Below are 12,113 nucleotides of genomic sequence, written 5' to 3' on the forward strand. Positions count from 1 at the left end.
TCGGGACGATCACGCTGCCAATCGCTGATGGGCCATGAAGGCCGCCCGCTGCGTTGCGCCGCATATGCTTTCATTCATGCAAAAAAGCAAGGGCTTCGCCGAAACGAAGCCCTTAGGAAGATTTCAGAGCGACACTTCCACATGTTTGCCGCGCATTTCGTCGCGCACGTCGCCGCCGAACAATTGTTTGAAGACGCCGCCCAGCGACATGTCCGCGCGCCAGATTTCCGCATGGCCAAGATCAAAGCGGAGCATGAGCAGATTGGGGTCCTGCCGCCCGCCGGGATACCAGGCCGCGACTTCGTGGGTCCAATAGCGGTCGATCACCGCCGGGTCGGTTTCCTCCACAAGAGTGCCGTCGATGCAGGCGAACAGATAATGGCCCTTCCCCGCAAACTGCGCCATGGCCGGGCCGCCCTTCGCCAGACGATTGTCCCGGGTGGTGTAGAACCAGAAGCAATGGTTGGCACCGGGGTCGAGCTGCGCCGTCATGGGCAGGCTATGTTCATGCGATCCCTGCAAACCGATCATCAGAAATGGGCTCTGCGACAATTCGGTCCAGAAACGGTGGCGGATATCGGATTCGGTGCTCATCCTTCTGTCTCCTGCTCATGCTGATATGCATTTAATCGCCAGCATCTTGCGAAGTTCCCCAAAAGCCCGTCTGGACGCTTGATCTTGAGCAAGCTTCTCTCCACATAGCGGCCATGCTGATCGAGACCGAACCAACGCCAAATCCGGCAACCGTCAAGTTCATTCCCGGCCGGGTCGTCATGGGCATGGGTACGCGCGATTTCGCGACGCCCGAGGAAGCGGAAGCCTCTCCGCTTGCCGACGCCCTTTTTGGCCTTGGCGACGTCACCGGCGTGTTTTTCGGCGGCGACTTCATCTCCGTCACCATAGCGCCGGGCGCTCAGTGGAGCGATGTGAAGCCCGACATCCTGTCGATCCTGCTGGAGCATTTTTCGGCGAACATGCCGCTGTTCACCCCCGGATCGGCGGGCGAAATCTTCATCCCCGAAGAGGAAGAGCAGTTCACCGATGATCCAGCCGACGCGGAGATCGTCGCGCAGATCCGCGACCTTATCGACACGCGCGTTCGGCCCGCCGTCGCCAATGACGGCGGCGACATCGTTTATCGCGGCTTTGAGCGCGGGACGGTCTATTTGCGGATGCAGGGCGCCTGTTCCGGTTGCCCTTCCTCAAGCGCCACGTTGAAGAACGGGATCGAGCAACTGCTCAAACATTATGTCCCGGAAGTGACGGAAGTGCGCGCCGTCTGAAATAGCCGCGGCGGCGTTTGGCAAAACGATCGCGATCGACTAACCGCTTGCCATAGGCCGCCCGCTCCCACGCCGGTTTTCACAGGGGATTTTCTTGCGCACTCTCGTCATCGACACCGCTACGCAGGCGCTGTCCGTGGCGCTGATGGAGGACGGCAAGGCAATAGGCCATTTCCATGAGATAGTCGGCCGGGGTCATGCCGAAGCGCTGGTGCCCGCAATAGCCGCCCTGCCCGACGGCGGCCGGGCGAACGCGATTGCGGTGGACCTTGGCCCCGGAAGCTTCACTGGCGTACGCATCGGCATAGCGGCGGCTAGAGCGCTTGCCCTCGCATGGTCGCTGCCCATACAGGGTTATTGCGCGCTGTCGCTGATCGCGGCCAAGGCGGCCCAAGGTCAGGATCAGCATCAGGATGGCGGGCCGATCGCGGTCACCATTACGGGGGGGCATGGCGAACTGTTCTGGCAATGTTTTGAAGCCGATGGTCTGACCGCCATCACCCAGCCCGCGTCCACCCCGATCGCGACGCTTGCCACGATACTGGAGCAGCCGGTGATATATGGCACGGGCGCCGAAGCATTGGTGACCGCGCGTGGCCATGGAACGGCCGTCAGCCTTTATCCCAACTCCGCCGATTATCCGTTGATCGCGGCGCTACCATCGCTTCCGCCCTCCCCCATTTACTGCCGCGATGCCGACGCGCAGCCCATGAGGCAGCCTGCCCCGCAGCAGGGCCGTTCATGACCCCCGGCCTGACGCTGGACATATATGAGGATGGCGAGCGCAACGCGCTGGCCGACGCGATGGATGTCATGGCGGAGGCATTCGACCCCGCTTATGGCGAGGCATGGACGCTGCCACAGCTTTCCGGCGTCATGATGATGCCGGGCACCTGGCTGACGATCGCGCGGGTGGATGCGGCGGCGATGGGTTTCGCGCTGGTCCGGTCGGTGCTGGACGAATGCGAACTGCTGCTGCTGGCCGTCCATCCGGCGTGGCGCGGACGGGGCATTGGCCGGGAACTGTTGGTCGATAGTTTGAAGACGGCGCGACGGCGAGGCATCAAGTCGATGAATCTCGAAGTCCGTTCGTCAAATACAGCGATCAAACTATATGAAAAAGCAGGGTTCGAATATGTGCATAGGCGTCCCGGTTACTACCGGGGTGCCGACGGACAACTTCACGATGCCCTGAGTTTTCGTATAGAAATGCTGGGATAGACTGGATCGCCCTTGCTAATCGGCGTATCCGGGTATAACGCCGACATACCGCTCCTGAAACGAATTCACCTGGGCGGGTCGCACTCAATTCAGCATTCGCGGGATAAAAGAAATGGAAATCGAATCAGCCCAGAGCGAGCTGCTCATTACTTTGACTTCGGACATTGTTGCAGCACATGTTTCAAACAACAGTGTCGCCGTGTCTGACGTTTCGACGCTCATCCAGAACGTTCACGCCGCCCTTTCTGGTCTGACCAAGCCCGTTGCCGTCCCGGAAGTGAAGCCGGAACCAGCGGTGTCGGTGCGTTCTTCGATCAAGCCCGACTATATTATCTGCCTGGAAGACGGCAAGAAGTTGAAGATGCTGAAGCGCCACCTGATGACCCATTATCAGATGACGCCGGACGATTATCGCGCAAAGTGGGGCCTTCCCGCCGACTATCCGATGGTCGCACCCAACTATGCCGAACAGCGTCGTTCGCTGGCGAAGAAGATCGGCCTTGGGACAAAGCGCCGCCGCACCCGCGCGAAATAAGCAGCAACTGCGGCCGATCCGCGATGAGAGGGGCGCATTTGCCATGCGCCCCTTTTATAATGGTGGTTATGCCGCTAGATTTCCGCTGATTATCCGACACACCTGAATGAGCGAGCCCGCATGAACCGCAAGATCGATGTAGAAGCCCTTTGCCATGAGAAGGGCCTGCGCATCACCGAACAGCGCCGCGTGATCGCTCAGGTGCTGAGTGACGCGGTGGACCATCCCGATGTGGAGGAACTGCACAAGCGATCGTCCGCCATCGATCCGGGCATTTCGATCGCGACCGTGTACCGCACCGTCCGCCTGTTCGAAGAGGCGGGCATTTTGGAGCGGCACGACTTTGGCGATGGACGCGCCCGTTATGAGGCAGCGCCCGAAGCGCATCACGACCATCTGATCGATGTCGAGACCGGCAATGTTATTGAGTTCGTCGATCCCGAACTGGAACAGTTGCAGAAGCAGATCGCCGAAAAGCTGGGTTTCCGCCTGGTCGATCATCGCATGGAATTGTACGGCGTATCGTTGGACCGCAAGAACTGACAGCCTTGCGGCGGCTGCGCTTTCTTTATCGGCTGAGCGCTCTGGCGGCATGCCTGCTGCTTTGCCTGATCCCGCATCTGTTATGGCGGGCATTTGGTGCCCGATCCCCCTGGCCTCCCCGCTTTCTGGGAATGGCGGCAAGGGCCGTCGGCGCGCGGGTGCGGGTAGAGGGGCATCCATTTCACGGCGACAGCTTCATCATCGCCAATCATGTCAGCTGGGTCGATATATTGGCGCTGGGCGGTGCAACCGGCGCCGCCTTCGTCGCGCATGACGGGATTGCGGGCTGGCCGATCGTCGGGTGGCTGGCTGCGCAGAATAATACGCTGTTCGTGGCGCGGAATCGGCGGGGCGCGCTGGGCGGACAGATTGAGGCGCTGCGCACGGCCCTGGCGGGGCATCAACCGGTTGCGCTGTTCCCAGAGGGTACGACCAGCGATGGGCAGGGCCTGCTGCCGTTCAAGCCGTCGCTGCTGGCGGTTCTGCTGCCGCCACCGCGCGCGGTGATGATCCAGCCGGTGCATATCGACTATGGCGCGGCCACGGCGGAGATTGCGTGGCATAGTGACGAACCGGCGGGGCAGAATGTGCGGCGGCTGCTGGAACGGCGCGGCAGGCTGAACGTCACGCTGCGTTTTCTGGAGCCGTTCGATCCGGCGCTTTACCCCGATCGCAAGCAGTTAGCGGCAGTGGCGCGCGAAAGGATCGCCGCGAGCATTGCGATGCACCTGCCGCCTTTCACTCCGGTCGTGGCCCCTGTATAGGTGGACGGCATGAATCGTAACGACGCCCCAAAGACTCCAGCGACATTCCACGTCAAATCCTTCGGCTGCCAGATGAACGTCTATGATGGCGAGCGCATGGCCGAGATGCTGGGCGAACGGGGCATGACCGCAGCGGCCGATGGAGCCGAGGCGGATCTGGTCATCCTCAACACCTGCCATATTCGCGAAAAGGCGGTGGATAAGGTCTATTCGGACATTGGCCGCTTGAACCGCGAGGATGGGACGCGGCCGATGATCGCGGTCGCTGGCTGTGTCGCGCAGGCGGAAGGCGGCGAGATCAGCCGCCGGGCGAAGACTGTTGATATTGTGGTGGGTCCGCAGGCTTATCATCGGCTGCCTGACCTGATCGAGAAGGCCGGGCGTGGCGAGGAGGCGGTGGATACCGACATGCCGCTGGCGTCGAAATTCTCTGCCCTGCCGGGGCGGACGAAGCAGGCTCGGCCCACCGCATTCCTGACGATCATGGAAGGGTGCGACAAATTCTGCACCTATTGCGTGGTGCCCTATACGCGCGGGGCGGAGATCAGCCGGACTTGGGGCGCGATCCTGGACGAAGCCAAGGCTCTGGTTGATGGCGGCGTGCGGGAGATCACGCTGCTGGGGCAGAATGTGAATGCCTGGGCTGGCGAGGATGACAAGGGCCGCATGCAGGGTATGGATGGCCTTGTGCGCGAATTGGCGAAGATTGGCGGGCTGGCGCGCATCCGCTACACGACCAGCCATCCCAACGACATGAGCGATGGGCTGATCGCTGCGCATGGCGAAGAGGCGAAGCTGATGCCTTTCCTGCATCTGCCGGTGCAGTCTGGCAATGATCGCATATTGAAGGCGATGAACCGCAGCCATGATGTGGAAAGCTATTTGCGGATCATCGAGCGGGTGCGGCAGGTGCGCCCCGACATCGCGCTGTCGGGCGACTTCATCGTCGGCTTTCCGGGCGAGACGGATGCGGAGTTTGAGGATACGCTGAAGATCGTCGAGCAGGTGCGTTATGCGCAATGCTATTCGTTCAAATATAGCCCGCGCCCCGGCACGCCCGCGGCGGACATGGGCGGGCAGATTGCGGCGGCGGTGATGGACGAGCGGCTGGCGCGGCTACAGGCGGCGATCAACCGGCATCAGGTGGACTTCAACGCCGCGACGGTGGGCCGCACGACCGAGATATTGCTGGAGCGCAAGGGGCGTCATCCGGGGCAGCTGATCGGGAAGACGCCTTGGCTGCAATCTGTCCATGTCACAGCGCCGGAACTTGTCATCGGTGACATGGTCGAAGTGGATATCATCAGTGCCGGTCCGAACAGTCTGGCCGGCGAACTCAGCAGGAGGAAAGCCGCTTGAACCCAAAACCCGTCGTTCCCGCTTCTGCAGGAACCCATCTCCGACCCTGTCCACCGGGATCGAAGACCAGGAGATGGATAACCGCCAGCGCGGTTGTGACGGATGGAAAGGGAGGCTGCTGAATGTCCAAGAAACCGAACCAAAATCATCGCGTGGACGTTGCTGAACGCGCGCGGTTGGAAGTGACTTTCGAGAAGCCGCACCTTTTGGGCGCGCTGTTCGGGCAATATGACCAGAATCTGGTGGCGATCGAAAACCGGCTGGGCGTTTATATCGCGGCGCGGGGGAATAAGCTTCAGATCGAGGGTGATGCTGAAGCGGCGGCGCGGGCGCGGGACGTGATGACGGGGCTCTATAACCGGATCGCCGCCGGGCAGGAGATTGACAGCGGCGCGGTCGAGGCGGTGATCGCCATGTCGGCCGAACCGATGCTGGACGGCATCATCCGGCACGATGTCGCCGAACCGCCCAAGGTGATGATTCGCACGCGCAAGAAGACGATCGTGCCGCGCTCCGCGACGCAGGTCACCTATATGGAGGCGCTGACCCGGAACGACATCATCTTCGCGCTGGGTCCGGCAGGGACGGGCAAGACCTATCTCGCCGTCGCGCAGGCGGTGAGCCAGCTGATCACGGGCAGCGTGGATCGGCTGATCCTGTCGCGCCCTGCGGTCGAGGCGGGCGAGCGGCTGGGATTCCTGCCCGGGGACATGAAGGAGAAGGTCGATCCCTATCTGCGGCCGATCTATGACGCGCTCTATGACACGCTCCCCGCCGAACAGGTGGAGCGGCGGATCGCGAGCGGGGAGATAGAGATCGCGCCGCTGGCCTTCATGCGCGGGCGGACGCTGGCCAACGCCTTCATCGTGCTGGACGAGGCGCAGAACACGACCATCGCGCAGATGAAGATGTTCCTCACCAGATTTGGCGAAGGGAGCCGGATGGTGATCTGCGGCGATCCGCGTCAGGTCGATTTGCCGCAGCCGGGGATTTCCGGCCTCGCGGACGCGGTCGCGCGGCTGGAGGGAGTGGATGGCATTTCCGTGGTGCCGTTTGGCATCGGCGATGTCGTACGCCATCCGGTCGTGGGGCGGATCGTGCAGGCTTATGAGGGGCCGGATGCGTGATTGGACAGTGGAGCGCACATAGATGATTGAAGTTGCGGTCCTTCATGATGAAGGCTGGCCGGATGAGGATTGGGAGTTGCTGGCGCAGCGGGCGGTCGTCGCGGCGATCACCCACAGCCCTTATGCGGCCTTCGCCACGGACCAGGCGCTGTATGAGGTCGCCGTCAAGCTGACCAGCGACGAGGAGGTGCATCAGCTGAACCGCGCCTATCGCGACAAGGACAAGCCGACCAACGTCCTGTCATTCCCGATGGTGCAGTCCGACCTGCTGGAAGGCACCGGCAACACCGACGATGGCGAGGTTCTGCTGGGCGATATCGTGCTGGCGGAGGGGGTGTGTGCCAGCGAGGCGGCGGAAAAAGGCATATCAGTGTCCGAACATGCCACCCATCTGATCATCCATGGGACTTTCCATTTGCTGGGATATGATCATATGGAGGATGCCGAGGCAGAGGCGATGGAGGCGTTGGAGACGCAGTCGTTGCTGAGCCTTGGCATTTCCGATCCCTATGGGGATCGCCTGACAGGACAATAGGAAGAACGATGGCTGAGGGCAGTCCGAAGGACGGCAACGGTTCAAAGGAATTGGACAGTAGTAGTCACGAGGGCGGTTTATGGAGCGGCCTGAAGTCGCTGCTGTTCGGTGAGGAGGAGAGCCCCAGCCTACGGCGCGAGCTGGAAGAAGCGCTCGACGATTATGATGAGGATGCGCAGGACGAACGCGCGCCTGCCGCGGCCAAAGGCGACCTGTCGGCGATAGAGCGGCAAATGGTTCGCAACCTGCTGCATTTTTCCGAGCATACGGTCGATGACGTCGCCGTGCCGCGCGCCGACATCATCGCGATCGAGGAACGGGCGAGCTTTGCCGAACTGGCGGCGCTGTTCGCCGAAGCGGGGCACAGCCGTATTCCGGTCTATCGCGAGACGCTGGATACCATCGTGGGCATGGTCCACATCCGCGACGCCTTTGCGATATTGGCGGGCAAATCGCCCGTTCCAGACAGTCTGGAGCCTCTGATCCGTCAGCCGCTTTATGTGCCCGAGAGCATGGGCGCATTGGATCTGCTGGCCGAAATGCGGGCCAAGCGCACCCATCTTGCCATCGTTCTGGACGAATATTCGGGGACCGAGGGCCTGCTGACTTTCGAGGATCTGGTCGAGGAAATCGTCGGTGACGTCGAGGATGAGCATGACGATGCGCCCGAGGCCCTGCTCGTTCCGCTGGAGGGCGGATTGTGGGAAGCGGACGCCCGCGCCGAACTGGATGATGTCGCCGAGGAGATTGACGAGCGGCTGGCCGATGTCGAGGAAGATGTCGATACGCTGGGCGGTCTTGCCTTTGTCATTGCCGGGCGGGTGCCAGAGGCTGGCGAAATATTGGATCATGAACAGAGCGGCTGGAAGCTGGAAATCGTGAGCAGCGATGGACGCCGGGTGACACGGCTGCGGCTCCATCCTCCGGTTGAAAAAGAAAATGAAGCCGAATGAGCGGGATGCCTGCGCAACTAGGGAAAGCGCGGGCAATGCTGGGGAAATGTTAAGAGCTGATCGTTAGGATTGCGCCTGCCTTGTTGCTTTCCGGTGAAAGCAATTCGGTGAGGGTGTGAGTCCAACGAGCGTTGCGCCGCTCCCTCTCCCTGCCCTCTTCCCAAGGGGAGAGGGTTATGCTGGTGGAGCGGCTTTTGCGGCACGAAAGACTATCGATTTCTTCGGAGCGGGCGATGCTTTCGCCCATTGCCGTGCCTGTGACGAGACTGGAGCGCTGGCTGCTGGCGCTGGTCTGCGCCGTTACATTGTCGTTTGCGGTGATTACGCCCCCTTTTCAGGCACCCGACGAAAATCAGCATTATATGAAGGCTCTTTTGCTGGCGGACGGGCGGGTCATGACGGAGCAGCGGGGCGAGGAGATCGGGGCTGAGTTGCCGCGATCTGCGCTGGATCTGCACGGGATCGACTTTCCCACCGAAGTTACGGGCGAGGCGCGGCGCTTTGATCGCGCGATGGTGGAGCGGGCGTGGAGGGCTGACGCAGGGCGGCCGGGCACTGCCTTTGCCGATTTTCCCAATGTCGCCAATTATGCGCCGACGCTTTATGCGCCATCGGCGGCCGGATTGAAGATTGGTGACGCGCTGGGCCTGCCGCGCATGGGGAGTTTCTATGTGGGACGGATCGTCAATGCGCTTGGGGGCCTCGCCCTGCTGGCGGTGGCGTTCGGCCTGATGCCCTTTGGTCGATGCGCGCTGCTTGGGACGGCATTGCTCCCGACATTCTGCTATCAGACGGGGTCGCTTTCGCCTGACGCCGTGATCAACGGAATGGGCTTTGTGGGATTGGCGCTGTCCTTGCGCCTTGCCGCAATGGGTAGCAATCCGGGCCGGTCGGCCGGACTGCTGATTGCCGCGCCTCTGCTCGCGCTGGCGAAGGGGGTGTATCTGCCCCTGATGGCGGCGGGGCTGCAATGGCCGCAGCATCGGCGGGACGTAAGGCCGTGGTTACTGCTGGGCGCGATGGCGCTGGGAGCGATGGCTTTTATCGGCTGGATGAAAATGTCCGGCGGTAGTCAGGCGCTTTATCATATCGTGTCGCGCAAGACCGGTGAGAATGTCATGACCGCGCCGCTTGGGGCGCAGCTGGCGGTCATTCTGGCTGATCCTGTTGCCTATGCCCATGTTCTAGCGGCCAGCATTGTCGAGCGGTCGCCGGTTTATGCGTTGCAGATCGTCGGGCGCTTTGGGTGGAATGCGATATTATTGCCGCTTAGCGCCTATCTGCCGGCGGCTGTGATGCTGGGGACGGCTGTTTTGAGTGGATCGGGTGTCCGGGTCGGTGCGGAGCAAAGGCTGTGGTGGCTGGCTGTGGCTGGTGGCACCGCTTTGCTAATCGAAACGGCGATGTATCTGACGGGCACGCCGCTGGGGGCCGATTATGTGCAGGGGACGCAGGGGCGCTATTTCCTGCCGCTGCTGCCTTTGGTGTTGCTGGCGATGATGCCGGAAACGGGGTTGCGAGCCGCGCGACCGGTCTTTGCAGGATCAGCGCTGCTGTTGCTGCTGATTGCGCTGGGCAGTGCCTATGACAGCTTCTGGGTACACGGCTTCGTCACGGCGGACGGGATGCCCCCGCATGAACGGCTAAGCGACGCGCTGCTCCTGCCCTCGCCCCGCTGGTAGCCAGTAGCGGCAGAGGCATAGCCAGCCCAGGCCCTCGATCCAGCCGGCGAGGACGTCGGTCGGCCAGTGGACGCCTAGCCAGACGCGGCTGGTGCCGATTAGGGCGATGATGAGGGCGGCGGTGAGGTAGGGTAACGCGTCGTGTCTTTTATCTGGACTACCCAACGCCGTTCGGGCTGAGCTTGTCGAAGCCCTCTTCTTACTAAAAGAGGAAGGAAAGCCCTTCGACAAGCTCAGGGCGAACGGTGGTGGTGGGGCGCCGGGTTCCAAACGCCTCAGCATCGCCAGCGCGCCGAACAGAATCATGGTCCCGGCGGAATGGCCGCTGGGGAAGCTGTAGCTATGCACGATGTCGATGTGCGGCAGCAGGTCGGGGCGCGGCGCGGCGAAAATCTGCTTGAGGCCAGTGTTGAGGAAGGTGCCGCCGACCGTGACGAGGGCGAGCCATTGGGCGGCATATCGCTGTCGGCGGTAGAGCAATGCGATCGCCACGACGGCCATGATGAGCAGTCGCCCAACCGTGTCGCCGATGACCGAGGCCGCGAACATGATTGGTGTGATCCACGGGGCGGCCGCCCTGCCCGCCCCCGCCGCCTTCATCGCGGCGATGTTGAGCGGATCGAACCAGCCGGATCGCTGGAGCAGCGCGATTGCCAGAACGGCGAGGAGCGCGAGGAGGAATATCCCCGCGCCCCTTTGCCATGAGCGGCGATCAGATATGAAGCGCGCGCCCATAAGCGGCGAGCACGCTTTCGTGCATCGATTCCGAGATGGTTGGATGCGGGAAGACGGTGTGCATCAGTTCCGCTTCGGTCGTTTCCAGCGTCTTGCCGATGGTATAGCCCTGGATCATTTCGGTGACTTCCGCGCCGATCATGTGGGCGCCCAGCAGTTCGCCGGTTTTGGCGTCGAACACGGTCTTGGTGAAGCCTTCCGCTTCGCCGAGCGCGATCGCCTTGCCATTGCCGATGAAGGGGAACATGCCGACCTTTACCTCATAGCCTGCTTCCTTCGCCTTGGCTTCGGTGAGGCCGACGGAAGCGATCTGCGGGTGGCAGTAGGTGCAGCCGGGAATGTTGCGCGGGTCCATGGCGTGGGGATGCTGGCCTGCAATGGCTTCGGCGGTGATGACGCCTTCATGGCTGGCTTTGTGCGCGAGCCATGGTGGGGCGGTGATGTCGCCGATTGCCCACAGACCCTCGACATTGGTGCGGCACATTTCGTCGGTTTTCAGGAAGCCGCGATCGTCCATCGCGACGCCCAGTTCCTTGAGGCCGATATTTTCGGTGTTGGGGACGATGCCGATTGCGACGATCATGTGGCTGAATTCGGCGGCGCTTTCCTTGCCCGCTTTGTCCTTCAGCTTCGCCTTGATGCCGTTGGCGCCGACCTGAATATCGCTGACGCCTGCGCTGGTCAGGATTGTCATGCCCTGCTTCTTCAGCGCCTTTTCGAGGAAGGCGGAGACGTCCGCATCCTCTACGGGCACGACGCGGTCCATCATTTCGACCACGGTGACGTCCGCGCCCATGTCGTTATAGAAGCTCGCAAATTCGATGCCGATCGCGCCGGAGCCAATGACGAGCAGCTTAGTCGGCATTTCGGGCGGGGTCATGGCGTGGCGGTAGGTCCAGACGCGCTTGCCATCGGCGGGGGTGCCGGGCAGATCACGGGCGCGGGCGCCGGTGGCGAGAATGATGTTCTTCGCGGTCAGTTCTTCGGTCTTGCCGTCCTTGGTGACGGAGAGCTTGCCTTTTCCGGTGAGCTTGCCGTCGCCCATGTGGACGGTGACCTTGTTCTTTTTCATCAGGTGCGTGACGCCCTGATTGAGTTGCTTGGCGACGCCGCGCGAGCGTTTGACGACGGCGGCGATGTCCGCGCTGATCTTTTCGGCGGCGAGGCCGTAATCGCCCGCATGCTGCATATAGTGAAAGATTTCCGCCGAGCGCAGCAGCGCCTTGGTCGGGATGCAGCCCCAGTTGAGGCAGATGCCGCCGAGATTTTCACGCTCGACAATGGCGGTCTTGAGGCCCAGCTGCGCCGCGCGGATCGCGGCGACATAGCCGCCGGGGCCGGAGCCCAGAACGATGACGTCGTAATTTTCAGCCATG

The 12,113-nt window shown here is 62.0% G+C and carries 14 protein-coding genes; 11 read left to right on the forward strand and 3 right to left on the reverse strand.

Annotated elements, in window-relative coordinates; translation table 11 throughout:
- Positions 1-123: 123 nt before the first annotated feature.
- Positions 124-594, reverse strand: coding sequence for a pyridoxamine 5'-phosphate oxidase family protein (locus tag ACWNC0_RS16265; RefSeq protein ID WP_449473081.1), 471 nt, complete (start codon positions 592-594; stop codon positions 124-126).
- Positions 595-707: 113 nt separating this feature from the next.
- On the opposite strand from ACWNC0_RS16265, the gene ACWNC0_RS16270 reads away from it, so the two are divergent.
- The 11 genes from ACWNC0_RS16270 to ACWNC0_RS16320 all read left to right on the forward strand — a co-directional run bounded on the left by ACWNC0_RS16270 (position 708) and on the right by ACWNC0_RS16320 (position 10,002).
- On the forward strand, positions 708-1,283 hold the full coding sequence (locus ACWNC0_RS16270) for a NifU family protein (RefSeq protein ID WP_449473083.1): 576 nt from the start codon (positions 708-710) through the stop codon (positions 1,281-1,283).
- Between the two features lie 94 nt (positions 1,284-1,377).
- Positions 1,378-2,028, forward strand: a complete 651-nt coding sequence (gene tsaB / locus ACWNC0_RS16275) for a tRNA (adenosine(37)-N6)-threonylcarbamoyltransferase complex dimerization subunit type 1 TsaB (RefSeq protein WP_449473085.1) — start codon at positions 1,378-1,380, stop codon at positions 2,026-2,028.
- A complete protein-coding gene (rimI, locus tag ACWNC0_RS16280) occupies positions 2,025-2,504 on the forward strand; it encodes a ribosomal protein S18-alanine N-acetyltransferase (RefSeq protein ID WP_449473086.1) in 480 nt (159 codons plus the stop codon). The genes tsaB and rimI overlap by 4 nt, the downstream gene beginning before the upstream one ends.
- A gap of 112 nt (positions 2,505-2,616) precedes the next feature.
- Positions 2,617-3,039, forward strand: coding sequence for a MucR family transcriptional regulator (locus ACWNC0_RS16285; RefSeq protein WP_449473088.1), 423 nt, complete (start codon positions 2,617-2,619; stop codon positions 3,037-3,039).
- A 120-nt stretch (positions 3,040-3,159) separates the two neighbouring features.
- On the forward strand, positions 3,160-3,582 hold the full coding sequence (locus tag ACWNC0_RS16290) for a Fur family transcriptional regulator (protein WP_196225926.1): 423 nt from the start codon (positions 3,160-3,162) through the stop codon (positions 3,580-3,582).
- Between the two features lie 5 nt (positions 3,583-3,587).
- On the forward strand, positions 3,588-4,346 hold the full coding sequence (locus ACWNC0_RS16295) for a lysophospholipid acyltransferase family protein (protein ID WP_449473089.1): 759 nt from the start codon (positions 3,588-3,590) through the stop codon (positions 4,344-4,346).
- Positions 4,347-4,355: 9 nt separating this feature from the next.
- Positions 4,356-5,705, forward strand: a complete 1,350-nt coding sequence (gene miaB, locus ACWNC0_RS16300; protein ID WP_449473091.1) for a tRNA (N6-isopentenyl adenosine(37)-C2)-methylthiotransferase MiaB — start codon at positions 4,356-4,358, stop codon at positions 5,703-5,705.
- A 122-nt stretch (positions 5,706-5,827) separates the two neighbouring features.
- Positions 5,828-6,832 carry a PhoH family protein gene (locus tag ACWNC0_RS16305; RefSeq protein ID WP_449473093.1) on the forward strand — a complete coding sequence of 335 codons (1,005 nt, stop codon included), beginning with the start codon at positions 5,828-5,830 and terminating at the stop codon, positions 6,830-6,832.
- Positions 6,833-6,854: 22 nt separating this feature from the next.
- Positions 6,855-7,367, forward strand: coding sequence for an rRNA maturation RNase YbeY (gene ybeY / locus ACWNC0_RS16310; RefSeq protein ID WP_449473095.1), 513 nt, complete (start codon positions 6,855-6,857; stop codon positions 7,365-7,367).
- Between the two features lie 8 nt (positions 7,368-7,375).
- Positions 7,376-8,320, forward strand: a complete 945-nt coding sequence (locus tag ACWNC0_RS16315) for a hemolysin family protein (protein ID WP_449473097.1) — start codon at positions 7,376-7,378, stop codon at positions 8,318-8,320.
- A 233-nt stretch (positions 8,321-8,553) separates the two neighbouring features.
- Entirely contained in the window at positions 8,554-10,002 is a 1,449-nt protein-coding gene (locus tag ACWNC0_RS16320; RefSeq protein ID WP_449473099.1) for a DUF2142 domain-containing protein, read from the forward strand.
- On the opposite strand, the gene ACWNC0_RS16325 is transcribed toward ACWNC0_RS16320, so the two are convergent.
- Positions 9,964-10,737: a phosphatase PAP2 family protein gene (locus ACWNC0_RS16325; protein ID WP_449473100.1), complete on the reverse strand. Its 774-nt coding sequence runs from the start codon at positions 10,735-10,737 to the stop codon at positions 9,964-9,966. The two genes, ACWNC0_RS16320 and ACWNC0_RS16325, sit on opposite strands and share 39 nt — an antisense overlap.
- Complete coding sequence (gene lpdA / locus ACWNC0_RS16330) at positions 10,715-12,112, reverse strand: dihydrolipoyl dehydrogenase (protein ID WP_449473102.1); 1,398 nt, start codon at positions 12,110-12,112, stop codon at positions 10,715-10,717. Before lpdA ends, ACWNC0_RS16325 begins: the two co-directional genes overlap by 23 nt.
- Between the last annotated feature and the right edge of the window lies 1 nt (position 12,113).

Source organism: Sphingobium chungangianum (genome assembly GCF_977014255.1).